Annotated in this window: 10 protein-coding genes and 1 tRNA gene; 3 read left to right on the top strand and 8 right to left on the bottom strand. The window is 57.2% G+C overall.

Annotated elements, in window-relative coordinates:
* Positions 1-81 precede the first annotated feature (81 nt).
* Positions 82-1,254 (bottom strand): tyrosine-type recombinase/integrase, encoded by a 1,173-nt coding sequence (locus tag LOC22_RS11335; RefSeq protein WP_230238905.1) that lies wholly within the window; start codon positions 1,252-1,254, stop codon positions 82-84.
* A gap of 162 nt (positions 1,255-1,416) precedes the next feature.
* Positions 1,417-1,511 (bottom strand) — tRNA-Sec (locus tag LOC22_RS11340).
* Positions 1,512-1,799: 288 nt separating this feature from the next.
* On the opposite strand from LOC22_RS11340, the gene LOC22_RS11345 reads away from it, so the two are divergent.
* Together LOC22_RS11345 and yicI are read left to right on the top strand one after the other, a co-directional pair.
* Complete coding sequence (locus tag LOC22_RS11345) at positions 1,800-3,191, top strand: glycoside-pentoside-hexuronide family transporter (protein ID WP_015570055.1); 1,392 nt, start codon at positions 1,800-1,802, stop codon at positions 3,189-3,191.
* 12 nt (positions 3,192-3,203) lie between these two features.
* On the top strand, positions 3,204-5,522 hold the full coding sequence (yicI, locus tag LOC22_RS11350; RefSeq protein WP_230238906.1) for an alpha-xylosidase: 2,319 nt from the start codon (positions 3,204-3,206) through the stop codon (positions 5,520-5,522).
* A 128-nt stretch (positions 5,523-5,650) separates the two neighbouring features.
* On the opposite strand, the gene LOC22_RS11355 is transcribed toward yicI, so the two are convergent.
* Positions 5,651-7,345: an AsmA family protein gene (locus tag LOC22_RS11355; protein ID WP_230238907.1), complete on the bottom strand. Its 1,695-nt coding sequence runs from the start codon at positions 7,343-7,345 to the stop codon at positions 5,651-5,653.
* Between the two features lie 118 nt (positions 7,346-7,463).
* On the bottom strand, positions 7,464-8,855 hold the full coding sequence (xanP, locus tag LOC22_RS11360) for a xanthine/proton symporter XanP (protein ID WP_015570053.1): 1,392 nt from the start codon (positions 8,853-8,855) through the stop codon (positions 7,464-7,466).
* A gap of 225 nt (positions 8,856-9,080) precedes the next feature.
* Between xanP and gltS the strand changes: the two genes are divergently transcribed.
* Complete coding sequence (gltS, locus tag LOC22_RS11365) at positions 9,081-10,283, top strand: sodium/glutamate symporter (RefSeq protein ID WP_006812438.1); 1,203 nt, start codon at positions 9,081-9,083, stop codon at positions 10,281-10,283.
* Between the two features lie 3 nt (positions 10,284-10,286).
* Here the strand turns inward: gltS and recG are convergent, their stop codons facing one another.
* Genes recG through rpoZ form a run of 4 tightly spaced genes read right to left on the bottom strand, consistent with a single transcriptional unit; the run spans position 10,287 to position 15,475 of the window.
* Positions 10,287-12,368, bottom strand: coding sequence for an ATP-dependent DNA helicase RecG (gene recG, locus LOC22_RS11370; protein WP_230238908.1), 2,082 nt, complete (start codon positions 12,366-12,368; stop codon positions 10,287-10,289).
* Between the two features lie 3 nt (positions 12,369-12,371).
* Complete coding sequence (gene trmH / locus LOC22_RS11375) at positions 12,372-13,061, bottom strand: tRNA (guanosine(18)-2'-O)-methyltransferase TrmH (protein WP_003860922.1); 690 nt, start codon at positions 13,059-13,061, stop codon at positions 12,372-12,374.
* Positions 13,062-13,065: 4 nt separating this feature from the next.
* On the bottom strand, positions 13,066-15,180 hold the full coding sequence (gene spoT / locus LOC22_RS11380) for a bifunctional GTP diphosphokinase/guanosine-3',5'-bis pyrophosphate 3'-pyrophosphohydrolase (protein WP_003860921.1): 2,115 nt from the start codon (positions 15,178-15,180) through the stop codon (positions 13,066-13,068).
* A 19-nt stretch (positions 15,181-15,199) separates the two neighbouring features.
* On the bottom strand, positions 15,200-15,475 hold the full coding sequence (gene rpoZ / locus LOC22_RS11385; protein ID WP_000135058.1) for a DNA-directed RNA polymerase subunit omega: 276 nt from the start codon (positions 15,473-15,475) through the stop codon (positions 15,200-15,202).
* Between the last annotated feature and the right edge of the window lie 50 nt (positions 15,476-15,525).

Here is a 15,525-nt window from a genome sequence, read left to right on the forward strand (position 1 = left end):
ACAGTAATAGCTAGCAATCCTACGCCAGAGAATAGCCATTCTTTATTTAATAAAACCCAATTAATTACATCTTGCATGAAATCAATCCCTTTTTAGAATGTAGTCAGCGTACCATTGTAACATTTTTCTTCTATTTTGTTCGTAACTGGCATGATTGTAAATGCCACGAATGCTGTTTTTATCAACATGCGCTAATTGCATCTCAATCCATGCACTATCAAACCCTTGTTCATGCAGGATTGTCGACATCGTATGTCTAAAACCGTGACCGGTAGCACGTCCTTTGTAGCCAAGTAACTCAATCACTTGTGACACGCTCTCCTTCGAGATTGGTTTGCCATGATTGTTCCGCCCAATAAAAATATAGGGATAATGGCCGGTAATAGGTTTGAGCTGCTTAAATAGCTCAATTACCTGAGTAGATAAAGGAACAATGTGAGGCCTACGCATTTTCATACGTTCCGGTGGTATCTCCCATATACCTTTTTCGAGGTCTACTTCTTCCCACGTAGCAAAGCGCATCTCTTGGGTTCGTACACCGGTCAGCATGACGATTTTTGTCGCATTCTTAGTGATGATGCTGCCGGTATACGCTTCAAGATCCCGAATAAAATGAGGTAACTCTTCAGCGGATAAAAATGGATGATGTTTTTGCTTCGGAACGGCCAAAGCAATAGCCAAATCAGGAGCAGGATTGTATTCTGCGCGGCCAGTTATGATTGCATAGCGATAGACCTCGCCGCATCTTTGGCGCACTTTTCTGGTCTTCTCTAGTGCTCCACGCTTCTCTATTCGTCTCAATACTTCAAGCAGTTCTAACGGTTTGATTTCACTGATAGGGCGTTTACCAATGAACGGGAACACATCTTGTTCAAATGTCTTAATGATTTCTTCGCGATAGGCCACTGTCCAGCGGTCAGCTTTGTTTGTGTGCCATTCTCGACATATGGCTTCGAATGAATTCTCTGCTGAGAGTTGCTGTGCCAGCTTTTGGGCTTTACGTTCTTCTACTGGGTCTATGCCGTTTGCTACCTGCTTACGAGCTGTATCGCGTTTCTCACGTGCTTCTGCGAGGCTCACAAGGTCGTAGCTGCCAAATGACATTAGCCGTGCTTTACCGGCAAAACGAAAGCGGAAGCGCCAGCCCTTTGAGCCGTCTGGATTGATGAGTAATGACAGGCCTTGTCCATCGTTCAATGTGTAGGGCTTGTCTTGGGGCTTTGCTCGTTTAATTTGAATGTCTGTGAGTGGCATGTGTATAAGTCAAAAATGTGTATAAAAGATCTATACACATCACTATACATATTTTTCACGGATTCAGGGAGATCTTGTCGGACGGCTACGGATGATTAGCCCATGATGATGATTGAAAATAAAGGGTTTTTAAGACTTTCTCGGATGGATGAGGAGGAACTTTGGCGGAAGATCACAGGAGTCGAACCTGCCCGGGAACGCTGGCGCCCCCAACTGGATTTGAAGTCCAGCCACCTCACCGGAGATGACGATCTTCCGCGCCTGCATTGCTACATGGAGGCGGGGCGCATTATAGCTACTTTCAGGCATTTACCACATACCTCACACCACTTTTTTCACCTCTCTTTTGACCTTACCCCCCCTGTTTCAGCTAATTCTTAAGAAAATCCTCAGGTTAGCATTTCGTGCTCACCAACTTTTATCCCGATCACAAAAAACAAGAAACGTAATCTCTTAACCAGAAAACGCAATACCCGCTCCTGAAACAATGGTTTAAAACCAATGCAACCGGTCTCAGCGCCCCCTACAGCGTGAAGGATAAAAATATGAGCGAAGTACTGTCAGTAAAAGAGAAGATTGGCTACGGCATGGGAGACGCCGCCAGCCATATCATTTTTGATAACGTCATGCTTTATATGATGTTTTTCTACACCGATATTTTTGGTATTCCCGCCGGGTTTGTCGGCACCATGTTCCTGCTGGCCCGCGCGCTGGATGCGATCTCCGACCCGTGCATGGGGCTGATTGCCGACCGCACCCGCAGCCGCTGGGGCAAGTTCCGTCCGTGGATTTTGTTCGGCGCGATCCCGTTCGGCATCGTCTGCGTGCTGGCGTATACCACGCCGGACCTCAGCCTCAACGGTAAAATGGTTTACGCCGCCATCACCTACACCCTGCTGACCCTGCTCTATACCGTGGTCAACATCCCGTACTGCGCGCTGGGCGGCGTGATCACCAACGACCCGACGCAGCGTATCTCCCTCCAGTCCTGGCGCTTTGTGCTGGCGACGGCGGGCGGCATGCTCTCCACGGTGCTGATGATGCCGCTGGTGAACCTGATTGGCGGCGACGATAAGGCGTTCGGCTTCCAGGGCGGGATCGCCGTGCTGTCGGTGGTCGCGTTCCTGATGCTGGCGTTCTGCTTCTTCACCACCAAAGAGCGCATCCAGGTGCCGCCGAGCACCACCTCCATGCGTGAAGATCTGCGTGATATCTGGCAAAACGACCAGTGGCGCATCGTCGGCGTGCTGACCATCCTCAACATCCTCGCCGTCTGCGTGCGCGGCGGCGCGATGATGTACTACTGCACCTGGATCATGGGCTCGCCGGAGGTGTTCGTCGCCTTCCTGACGACCTACTGCGTCGGCAACCTGATCGGATCCGCGCTGGCGAAACCGCTCACCGACTGGAAGTGCAAGGTCAGCATCTTCTGGTGGACCAACGCCGCGCTGGCGGTGGTCAGCGTGGCGATGTTCTTCGTGCCGATGCATGCCACCGTGCTGATGTTCGGCTTCATCTTCGTTATCGGTGTGCTGCACCAGCTGGTGACGCCGATTCAGTGGGTGATGATGTCCGATACCGTCGACTACGGCGAATGGACCAACGGCAAACGTCTGACCGGCATCAGCTTCGCGGGCACGCTGTTCGTGCTGAAGCTCGGCCTGGCGCTGGGCGGGGCGATGATCGGCTGGATGCTGGCAGGCGGCGGCTACGACGCGGCAGCCAAAACCCAGAACAGCGCGACCATCAGCATCATCATCGGCCTGTTTACGCTGGCTCCGGCGATCTGCTACGTGCTGAGCGCCATTATCGCCAAACGCTACTACACGCTGAAAACCCCCTTCCTGACCAAAATCCTGCGCGAGCTGGCGCAGGGCGCGCGCCGCAATCAGCAGGAGTTTGAAAACCTGCCAGTCAGCAAAGAATTGCAGAACTAAGAGGACGTAAGCATGAAAATCAGTGATGGAAACTGGCTTATTCAACCGGGCCTGAACGTGACGTATCCGGTGCAGGTGTTCGACGTGGAGCAGCAGGGCAATGACCTGGTCGTGTTTGTGGCGCCGCGCGACGTGCGCGAACGCACCTGGCAGCTCGACACGTTGATGTTCACGGTGCGCCTGTTTGCCCCGCAGGAAGGGATCGTCGGGGTGCGCATTGAGCACTTCCAGGGTGCGCTGAACAACGGCCCGCACTATCCGCTGAACGTTCTGAAGGATGTAAAAGTTGAGATTGAAAACAACGCCGAATTTGCCGAGCTGAAAAGCGGCAGCGTCAGCGTGCGCGTCGCCAAAGGCGAGTTCTGGGCGCTGGATTTCCTGCGCAACGGCCAGCGCATTACCGGCAGCCAGCTGAAAAACAACGGCTACGTGCAGGACAGCAATACCGATCGCAACTATGTGTTTGAACGTCTGGATCTGGGCGTGGGGGAAACGGTCTACGGTCTGGGCGAGCGCTTTACCGCGCTGGTACGTAACGGCCAGACGGTCGAAACCTGGAACCGCGACGGGGGCACCAGCACCGAGCAGTCCTACAAAAACATCCCGTTCTACCTGACCAACCGCGGCTACGGCGTGCTGGTGAATCATCCGGAAAATGTCTCGTTTGAAGTCGGCTCCGAGAAGGTCTCCAAAGTACAGTTCAGCGTGGAAGGGGAATATCTGGAGTACTTCGTGATCGACGGCCCGACGCCGAAAGAGGTGCTGAACCGCTATACGCAGTTCACCGGGCGTCCGGCGCTGCCGCCTGCCTGGTCGTTCGGCCTGTGGCTGACCACCTCCTTCACCACTAACTATGACGAAGCGACGGTGAACAGCTTTATCGACGGCATGGCCGAGCGCGACCTGCCGCTGCACGTGTTCCACTTCGACTGCTTCTGGATGAAGGCCTTCCAGTGGTGCGACTTCGAGTGGGACCCGGTGACCTTCCCCGATCCGGAAGGCATGATCCGCCGCCTGAAAGAGAAAGGGCTGAAGGTCTGCGTGTGGATCAACCCGTACATCGGCCAGAAATCGCCGATCTTCCGGGAGTTGAAAGAGAAGGGCTACCTGCTCAAGCGCCCGGACGGCTCCCTGTGGCAGTGGGACAAATGGCAGCCGGGGCTGGCGATCTACGACTTCACCAACCCGGACGCGTGCAGGTGGTATGCGGACAAACTGAAAGGCCTGGTGGAGATCGGCGTCGACTGCTTCAAGACCGACTTCGGCGAGCGTATCCCGACGGAGGTCCAGTGGTTTGACGGTTCCGATCCGCAGAAGATGCATAACCATTACGCCTACATCTACAACGAACTGGTGTGGAACGTGCTGAAAGAGACGGTGGGAGAAGAAGAGGCGGTGCTGTTTGCCCGTTCTGCCTCCGTGGGTGCGCAACAGTTCCCGGTACACTGGGGTGGCGACTGCTACGCCAACTATGAGTCGATGGCCGAAAGCCTGCGCGGCGGGCTGTCGATTGGGTTGTCCGGCTTCGGGTTCTGGAGCCACGATATCGGCGGGTTCGAAAACACCGCTCCGGCGCACGTCTACAAACGCTGGTGCGCGTTCGGGCTGTTCTCCAGCCACAGCCGCCTGCACGGCAGCAAATCCTACCGCGTGCCGTGGGCGTACGATGACGAGTCCTGCGATGTGGTGCGCCACTTCACGCAGCTGAAATGCAAGCTGATGCCGTACCTGTATCGTCAGGCGGCGCTGGCGCACGAGTTCGGCACGCCGATGCTGCGGGCGATGATGCTGGAGTTCCCGGACGATCCGGCGTGCGATTACCTCGACCGCCAGTACATGTTGGGGGATTCAATGATGGTGGCGCCGGTGTTCTCCGAGGCGGGGGACGTGCAGTTCTACCTGCCGGAAGGGCGCTGGACGCACCTGTGGCACAACGATGAAATCGAGGGTAGCCGCTGGCATAAGCAGCAGCATGATTTCCTGAGCCTGCCGGTCTATGTGCGCGACAACACGCTGCTGGCGCTGGGTAACAATAACCAGAAGCCAGACTATGCGTGGCACGAGGGGACGGCCTTCCAGCTCTTCAACCTGAGCGATGGCGCAACGGCGGTAAGTGAAGTGCCTGCGGCGGACGGCTCTGTGGTGTTTACGCTGAAGGCGTCACGTCAGGGCGACGTCGTGACCTTTACCGGCGCGGGAGATGCGCAAAACTGGTCGGTATGCTTGCGCAACGTGCAGAAGGTCGGCGGCGTAAAAGGCGGTTCACATGCGGGCAGCGAATGGGGTGTGGTGGTGAAAGCCGAGGGGGATGAGGTGGTGGTTCACCTCTGAGCTGGAAAAATGCCCGGTGGCGCTTCGCTTACCGGGCCTACGGTAATTATGCGGTCTGATGCCCTCACCCACGGTAGAAGGAACCAAAACCTCGTAGGCCGGGTAAGGCGAAGCCGCCACCCGGCTTTTTACTGTGCCGGAGCCACCGTCGACACCATCCCGCCGGTCATCTTCTGTTGCACCTGCCGTTTATCCATATTCACCGCGCTCAGCTTCCCATTCACCGTCGGCTTCAGCGGCGCATTGGCCTGCACGCTTCCGCTGGCGGTGAGCTGAATATTGCCGTCGCCCGCAATCGGCAGCGCTGGCCAGCCCCACTGCTGCATAACGTTGAGTGGTACACCGCGCCCGTTCAGGCTCACGGTGGTTTGTCGCTGTGGCAGCTGTGACACGGTGGCGGTCGCTTCCAGGATCCCTTTCTCGGTAAAGGCGCTCAGCTCGGTAATATTTACCGTTGCGGCGTTGGCATTCAGCGCCAGCGACGGGCGACGCACGTCGACGCGGTTAAAGGTTGCTGCCGCCCCGTTGAGGGTTGCGTTACCGCCCCACACGCCCCACTTGTGATCCTGCGCCAGCCGCAGATTAGCGCCATAACCGTCGAGGGAGGTGATCTGCCACGGGAACGCCGGATCGATGTCGATCACCAGGTTGCGGCTCAGGCCGAATTTTTTTAGCGTCACGCTGTTCAGCCATGCCGGAAGCGGGTCCATCCACAGCGTTTTCCAGTTTTCCGGAAGCGTATATTCCAGCCCGGCAATGGCAACGTCGTCCAGCACCAGCGCCTGACCCTCGCGCAGCCAGTTGCCGGAGGTACGCACCATGCCCCCTTCCCAGCGGGAGGTGAACTGACGCAGCGCAATGCCCTGCGGGGAGAATTCCGCATTCAGGATAGGGTCAAACAGATGCAGCGAGCCGTAGATAAATTCGCTGGCGTTCATGGATAACCGTCCCTCCTGGCTTTGCCAGTCACCTTTACTCAGGGTGAGGTTACGCAGGCTGAGATCGAGGTCGGTTACCGCCCAGTCTGGCCCCTGTAGACGGGCATCGGTCACTTCCAGCCGCCCAATCTGTAACGAAGGCAGGGTGGAGAGAGGGGCGAAGAAATCCAGCAGCGATTTGTCGCTTTGCAGGCGGATCTCATTCAGACGCAGGGTGTTGATAACCCAGCCACCGTCGGCATTACGCAGAGCCGAGCCCGTCAGCGAGCCGCGCGCCATATCGGCACCGATGGTATTCAGCACCACCTCTTTGCCGTTGAGTTGTCCCTGAATCAGCACGTTGTTGGCCGGTATGCCGTTGAGCGTGAGCGACCCGGCGCTCATCTGGATTTGCGCATTTTTCCCGAGTACGTTCCCCGCCTCGGGCTGCCACGGGCTGACGCCGCCGGTCACCTTTTGCGCACTGAGATCCCACTCCGTATTCGGGCTGTTAAAGGCCATGTTATTCAGTTGCAGACGGTCGGCCTGGAACGGCAGCGGCGCCGTCTGCGGCGATAAATTCAGCGTGCCATCGAACAGGGTGATGGCATCCATATGCAGCGGGTCGGTGATCTGGCGGCTGCTTAAGCCAATATCCACTTTTTTAGCGACCAGCGTGGCCGGTTTGCCATCTCGTCCGAAGGTAACGTTTTCCAGAAGGATGTGAGAAGGGGATGAAAAGCGGTGATCCATCAGGTCAAAGTTGAGCTCGTAATCGGTATTCACCGTGATCCAGCTGCTGACCTGCGATGCGCCCCAGCGGGTCTGGAGCAGAAAATAAAAGGCGAGCACTACAATGAGCAGGGCTACCAGAAGATAGATAAGCAGCTTTCCAATAAATTTCATGGTCTTCCTTCCCGCGAAACGCACATAAGGGTGTTATGCACGATTTATGCGCAATGCTCAAGGCGGGAATGGTGTAAAGAGATGTCACGGCAGGCATTGACAGCCTGCCGTGTGGGGATCAGTTCTTTTCAGGCGGGAAAATGAGATTCAGCACAATAGCGGTAATACCGCCCGCGGCGATGCCGGAAGAGAGCAGGTTTTTCACCCAGTCCGGGGCAAACTGCAAAATCATCGGCTGCTGGGAGACGCCAAGCCCTACGGCGAGAGACAGCGCAATAATCATGATTGCGCGGCGGTTCAGCGGCTCGCGGGAGACGATACGCACGCCAGAGGCCGCGATGGTACCGAACATGACCAGCGTCGCGCCGCCCAGCACCGGCTCAGGGATGTGCTGCACAAACCCGCTCACCGCCGGGAACAGGCCGAGGACCACCAGCATCAGCGCTACCACGAAGCCCACGTAGCGGCTGGCCACGCCGGTCAGCTGGATCACGCCGTTGTTCTGGCCAAAGCAGGAGTTCGGGAAGGTGTTGAACACCGCCGAGACAAACGAGTTCAGTCCGTTCGCCAGCACGCCGCCTTTCAGACGTTTCATGTACAGCGGGCCGGAGACCGGCTGCTCGGACACGTCGGAGGTGGCGGTGATATCGCCAATGGTTTCCAGCGAAGTGATCATAAAGACCAGCATCAGCGGCAGGAGCAGACTCCAGTCAATGCCCAGGCCGTAGTAGAGCGGCGTTGGCACGGTAATCAACGCGCTGTTGGTTGGGGTGGTGTTTTCCGGCAGCATGCCCAGCGCCCACGCCAGCAGGTAACCGGCCGCCATGGCGATCACCAGCGATGCCACGCGCAGGTACGGGTTACGCTGGCGGTTAAGCAGAATAATGATCGCCAGCACCACGCCTGCCAGCAGCAGGTTTTTCGGCGCGCCGAAGGTATGGTCGCTCATTGCCGCGTAGCCGCCCCCGATGGAGGTCAGACCCACCTGGATCAGTGACAGGCCGATAATCATCACCACCACGCCGGAGACCAGCGGGGTGATCACCCGGCGCGCCAGGTGCAGAACGCGGGAAATGATCATCTCTGTGCAGCTTGCCAGCATCAGGGTGCCGAAAAGCGCCGCCATCATCGTCGGGACATCTGCGCCGCCGGTTTTCAGTGCCGTACCGCCCATGATCAGCGGCGCCACAAAGTTAAAGCTGGTGCCCTGAATCGACAGCAAACCCGAGCCCACCGGACCCCAGGCTTTAATTTGAATGATGGAGGCCACGCCGGAAGCGAACAGAGACATACTGATGATGTGTTGCGTATCCTGCGCCGGTAACCCCAGCGCCTGGCAAATCAGCAGAGCCGGCGTGATGACCGCAACGAACATCGCCAGCAGGTGCTGGCAGGCGGCAAACAGGGTTTGAGGCAGCGGGGGACGATCTTCAAGGCGGTAAATCAGTTCGCTGTTTTGCTTCTGCGCAATCGGTTGCGCATCAGCAGACTCCAGAGTGTTAACAGACATCGGCGGCAATCCCACGGTGGAAAAGCGGGCATTTTAGCTGACCACCTGGTAAAAGCAAACGATTGCCAGCAAAAAAAAGAGAGAAAATCTGCCGGTGTGAGCAGGTTTTCTACAACGAACAGGAAAAAAAAATTACACTTTTCGCGCCGGCGGCTCATGACGAGCATCACCCGGCCCAGGATAACGCCGCGTGTGTATGGAACACGCGCATAACAGGAGCCTTTTATGATTCATCTCGATACGTTGTCGACCCTTGTTGCCGCAACGCTGGTTCTTCTGCTTGGTCGCAAGCTGGTACACAGTGTTTCCTTTCTGAAAAAGTACACCATTCCTGAACCTGTCGCCGGTGGATTGCTGGTGGCGCTGGCCCTGCTGGTACTGAAAAAAAGCATGGGCTGGGAAATCGATTTTGATATGTCCCTGAAAGATCCGTTGATGCTGGCCTTCTTTGCTACTATCGGCCTGAACGCTAACCTCGCAAGCCTGCGTTCGGGCGGCAAGGTGCTGGGCGTGTTTCTGATTGTTGTGGTGGGCCTGCTGCTGATGCAAAACGCCATCGGCATCGGTATGGCGTCGCTGCTGGGGCTGGATCCGCTGATGGGTCTGCTGGCGGGGTCGATTACCCTGTCAGGTGGCCACGGAACGGGCGCGGCGTGGAGCAAGCTGTTCATCGAACGCTATGGCTTTGAAAACGCAACGGAAGTGGCAATGGCCTGCGCGACCTTTGGCCTGGTGCTTGGCGGGCTGATTGGCGGCCCGGTGGCGCGCTATCTGGTGAAACACTCCACCACGCCGGAAGGCAGGCCAGACGATGAAATGGTGCCGACGGCATTTGAAAAACCGGACGTTGGCCGCAGCATCACCTCGCTGGTGATGATTGAAACCATCGCCATGATTGCCATCTGCCTTACCGTGGGCAAAATCGTTGCGCAATGGCTGGCGGGAACGGCTTTCGAACTGCCAACCTTTGTCTGCGTGCTGTTTATCGGGGTGATCCTGAGCAACGGTCTGGCGCAGATGGGCTTCTACCGCGTCTTTGAGCGCGCAGTGTCCGTGCTGGGGAACGTCAGCCTGTCGCTGTTCCTGGCGATGGCGCTGATGAGCCTCAAGCTGTGGGAACTGGCCTCGCTGGCGCTGCCGATGGTGGCGATCCTGGCGGTGCAGGCCGTGTTCATGGCGCTGTATGCCATCTTTGTTACCTGGCGCATGATGGGCAAAAACTATGATGCGGCGGTACTGGCTGCGGGCCACTGTGGGTTTGGTCTGGGAGCGACGCCAACGGCCATCGCGAATATGCAGGCGATCACCGAACGGTTCGGCCCGTCGCACATGGCGTTTCTGGTGGTGCCGATGGTGGGCGCATTCTTCATTGATATCGTCAACGCGCTGGTCATTAAGCTCTACCTGATGCTGCCGATGTTTGGCTGACCGTCAGGCGTTGGAATACCGCTCGGTTTCCGGCATCCAGCGTTCAATTAACGCTGCCGCCTGTTCGGGGTAGCGTTCATGAATATGACGCGCAAGGCGTTGTACTTCGGGGATCATGGCCTGATCGCGCAACAAATCCGCCACTTTAAATTCGGCGTTACCCGTCTGACGCGTGCCCAGCAGTTCGCCCGGGCCGCGGATCTCCAGATCTTTTTGCGCAATCACGAAGCCGTCATTGCTGTCGCGTAATACCTGCAAACGCATCTGCGCGGTTTTCGACAGCGGGGCTTTGTAGAGCAGCACGCAGTGAGAGGCGATCGCGCCACGGCCGACGCGCCCGCGAAGCTGGTGGAGCTGCGCCAGGCCGAGACGCTCCGGGTTTTCGATAATCATTAGGCTGGAGTTCGGCACGTCCACGCCCACTTCGATGACCGTGGTCGCAACGAGTAAATGCAGCTCGCCCTGTTTGAACGACTGCATCACCGCCTGCTTCTCGGCAGGCTTCATGCGCCCGTGAACCAGACCGACGTTCAGCTCCGGCAGGGCGAGCTTTAACTCTTCCCACGTGGCTTCGGCAGCCTGCGCTTCCAGCAGCTCAGACTCTTCAATCAGGGTACAGACCCAGTAAGCCTGACGCCCTTCCTGGGTGCAGGCGTTGCGCACGCGGTCAATGATATCGCTGCGGCGCGTGTCCGGAATGGCGACCGTCGTCACCGGCGTACGGCCCGGCGGCAGCTCGTCGATGGTGGAGGTATCCAGATCGGCATAGGCCGTCATCGCCAGGGTGCGCGGAATCGGCGTGGCGGTCATGATCAGCTGATGCGGGTGGAAGCCCTGTTGCAGACCTTTCTCCCACAGCGCCAGACGCTGATGAACACCAAAGCGGTGCTGTTCGTCGATAATCACCAGCGCCAGGCCGTTAAACTGCACCTGTTCCTGGAAAATGGCGTGCGTGCCGACAATCATCTGCACCTGCCCGCTGGCAATGGCGTCCTGCTGCGCAAGGCGCGCTTTGCCCTTCTGCTTCCCGGCCAGCCAGCCCACTTCGATTCCCAGCGGGGCAAACCAGTTACGGAAATTGTTGGCGTGCTGCTCGGCCAGCAGTTCCGTCGGCGCCATCAGCGCCACCTGCTTACCGTGGGCGATGGCGCGCAAAGCGGCCAGCGCGGCGACCAGCGTTTTACCGGAACCCACGTCGCCCTGCACCAGGCGCATCATTGGCACATCCAGCGCCATATCGCGTTCGATCTCGGCAGTCACCCGCGCCTGGGCGCCGGTGGGTTTAAACGGCAGTGAGGCCAGCAGCTTATCTTTGAGCTCATCACGCTGGCTTAATGGCTGCGCGTGGAAACGCTGCGCACCTGCGCGCAGGGCCAGCATGCTCAGGTTGTGAGCCAGTAATTCCTCAAGGATAAGACGCCGTTGGGCGGGGTGTTTCCCGCTCTCTAAATCAACAAGCTGAAGCGTTGGCGGTGGACGGTGCAGGGTGCGCAACGCCTCCGGCAGGCTCATCATGCCCTGCGCCAGCTCCGGCGGCAGCAGCTCGTTAATGGCGCAGGTATCAAGCAGCTCCAGCGCCTGGTCGGTGAGCTTGCGCAGCGTAGCCTGCTTAATGCCTTCAGTGGTTGGATAGACCGGCGTGAGCGTCTCCTGTAGCTCAGGTGAGCTGAGATCGCCCTGCACGCGGTATTCCGGGTGGATCATCTCCGCGCCGTATTTGCCCCGTTTGGCTTCACCGTACGCAAGTACGCGTCGTCCAGTGGCAAGGCTATTTTTCATCGCCGCATTGAAGTTGAAAAAGCGCATGGTGAGAATGCCGGTGCCGTCGCTGATCTGGCAGGTCATCATCCTGCGTCCGCCAAAGGTGATGTTGCAGTTCAGCACTTCCCCTTCAACGGTGGCGTAAATAGCGGGCAGCAGATCGCCAATCTTATAAAGCTGAGTACGGTCTTCGTAACGCAGGGGGAGGTGGAGCAGGAGATCCTGCACGGTGTGCAGGCCTATCTTCGCCAGTTTACTGCTTTGTGCCGCGCCCACGCCCGTCAGGCTGTTGAGCGGTATGGCGTCCAGCAGGCGGCCTTTCATGATTTACCCCGCGTACTGCATGGTGGACCACCACTCGGCATCGGCTTCAATTTCGCCCTGCGCGTTGACGTGGGGGTAAGGCAATTTCTTCTGCTTCGCAACGCGAGCCAGCACCGGATAGCCACCTTCAAACAGCAGGCGCTGCTGCTCCTCTTCAGGCAGCATGCTGTTGCTGCGCTCGTACATTCCGGCATTCTGACGCTGGCGCTGCGCTTCATACAGGATCAGCGCTGAGGCGACCGACACGTTGAGTGACTGGACCATGCCGATCATTGGAATGATGATGTCCCGATCGGCCAAATCCAGTGCTTCCTGCGTGATCCCCGTTTTCTCCTGGCCCATTAAAATACAGGTCGGACGGGTGTAGTCGATCTCACGGAAATCCACGGCTTTAGCAGAGAGGTTGGTTGCCAGAACCTGCATGCCACGCCCTTTCAGGTGCGAGACCGCTTCACCAATAGTCTGGTGAGTTTTCACGGATACCCAGCTGTTGCTGCCTGCGGCGGTGGAGGCCATGGTACGCATACGTGCGCCAGGCCAGACGGCGTGGACTTCATGCACGCCGACGGCATCTGCGGTGCGGACGATAGCAGAGACGTTATGAGGTTTATGGACCTGCTCCATGCAGACCGTCAGATCAGGCTGACGCCTGGCGAGCATTTCGCAGATTCGCTCGTAACGTTTTGAATTCATAATGCTAGTTTCGGTTACGGGTGACTTTAATGACGTCCGGCATCACGCGGATCTTGCGCATAATATTGGCCAGATGCACACGGTCACGGGCGGTCAGGCGAATAAAGGCGCTATAAACGCGGCCATCTTTTTCTTCCGTATTCAGGCTTTGAATGTTGGATGAGGCGGTGTTGATCGCTGCCGTCAGGTTCGCCAGGGCACCCTGGTGGTTGAACATATCCACCTTGATTTCAGTGATAAATTCCTGCGCCGTCTCTTTATCCCACTCGACCGCCATGAACTTCTCAGGCTCTTTCTGATAGCCACGGATGTTACGGCAGGATTCATGGTGGATCACCAGCCCTTTACCCGGGCTGACGTGCGCAATAATCGGGTCGCCCGGGATAGGACGGCAGCATTTGGCGAAGGTGATGAGCACCCCGTCAGCGCCTTTGATCGGCAGGTGACCATGATTTTGCGTGGTGGCAGGAACGGCTGTCGTTTCGCCTTGTTGCAGATTCTTCGCCACGACCACGCTCATGGCGTTGCCGAGACCAATCTCTGCCAGCAGGTCATCCAGCGAGGCGAGCTTCATACGCTCCAGCTCATGCTGAATGTTTTCTGGCGGGATCTCTGCCAGCTTGCGGCTGCCACCCAGCGCGTGATTGAGCAGACGACGCCCCAGGCTAACGGAGTCGTCGCGCTTGAGGTTTTTCAGCAGCTGGCGGATTTTTGCGCGCGCTTTTGAGCTCACGACAAAGTTCAACCAGGCGGCGTTAGGACGTGCCCCCGGCGCGGTAATGATCTCCACCGTCTGTCCGCTGAAAAGCGGCTGCGACAGCGGATAAGGCTGCCTGTCGACGCGGGCACCTACGCAGGCATGGCCGATATCGGTATGCACGGCGTAAGCGAAGTCGACCGGTGTCGCGCCCGCAGGCAGTTCGACAATGCGCCCTTCCGGCGTGAAAACGTAAATTTCATCCGGGAAGAGATCGGATTTAACGCTCTCGATAAATTCAAACGAGCTACCTGCGCTCTGTTGCAGCTCCAGCAGGCTCTGCATCCAGCGCTGGGCGCGGATTTGCGCGGTGGTGCTGCTTTCGCCGCCGTGCTCTTTATAAGCCCAGTGCGCCGCGACACCCATCTCCGCCATCTGATCCATATCTTCGGTACGAATCTGCACCTCAACAGGGACACCGTGCGGGCCAATCATGGAGGTGTGCAAAGACTGGTATCCGTTCGCTTTTGGAATGGCGATGTAATCTTTGACGCGCCCCGGACGCGGCTTGTACAGGCTGTGCATCTGCCCCAGCACGCGATAACAGGTGTCTGAATCGTGGACGATGACGCGGAACGCGTAGATATCCATAATCGAGTGAAAACGCTGCTCTTTAAGCACCATTTTGCAGTAGATAGAGTACAAATGCTTTTCGCGACCGCTCACGCGGCACGGAATGCCCGCTTCCTGCAAACGCCCTTCGATTTCAGAGAGGATCTTTTGAATCATCTCTTTACGGTTACCGCGAGCGGCTTTCACCACCTCTTTAATCACGCGATAGCGGTTCGGGTACAACGCCTCAAAACCCAGCTCTTCCAGCTCGGTTTTAATGTGATGAATACCTAAACGGTGCGCCAGCGGACTGTAGATTTCGAGGGTTTCACGGGCGATGCGGCGACGTTTATCCGGGCGAAGTGAGCCCAGCGTGCGCATATTGTGGGTGCGGTCCGCGAGTTTGATGAGAATGACGCGGATATCCTGCACCATCGCCATGATCATCTTGCGAAAGTTTTCGGCTTGCGCCTCTTTCTTGTCGCGGAATTTTAGCTTATCAAGCTTAGAGACCCCTTCCACCAGCTCGGCAACGCTTTTGCCAAACAGCTGTTCCATGTCCTGGTAGGTGGCAGGGGTATCTTCAATCACGTCATGCAGCAGGGCGGCCATCAGCGTTTCGTAGTCGAGTTTCATCTCGGCCAGAATACAGGCCACCGCTACCGGGTGCGTGATATAGGGTTCACCGCTTGAACGTGTCTGGCCCTCGTGAGCGTCACGTGCAACGAGATACGCCTGCTGAAGACGCTTAATCTGGTCTTCAGGCAGGTAGGTTTGAATCAGTTGATTCAGGCTTTCAAACAGATACAAGGGCGACCCGCAGGTTTAATTAACGACGACCTTCAGCAATAGCGGTAACAGCTTGTAATTCAGCGGCTTCCTGCTCTTGCTGCTCCTGGCGCTCACGCACGTCGAGGATCTGGTTGTTGATCAGACCTTCTTCGATTTCGCGAAGTGCAATAACGGTGGTTTTATCGTTTTCTTCCGGTACCAGCGGATCTTTACCGCCTACCTGCATCTGACGAGCGCGACGCGCGGCGACCAGCACCAGGTCAAAACGGTTACCAATTTTCTCTACAGCGTCCTGAACAGTTACGCGTGCCATACTTAAAATGCTCCACAGGTGAAGAAATGACTGGGCATGATACTGAAAGT

The organism is Enterobacter sp. AN-K1 (assembly GCF_020971765.1).
Lineage (GTDB): Bacteria > Pseudomonadota > Gammaproteobacteria > Enterobacterales > Enterobacteriaceae > Enterobacter > Enterobacter hormaechei_C.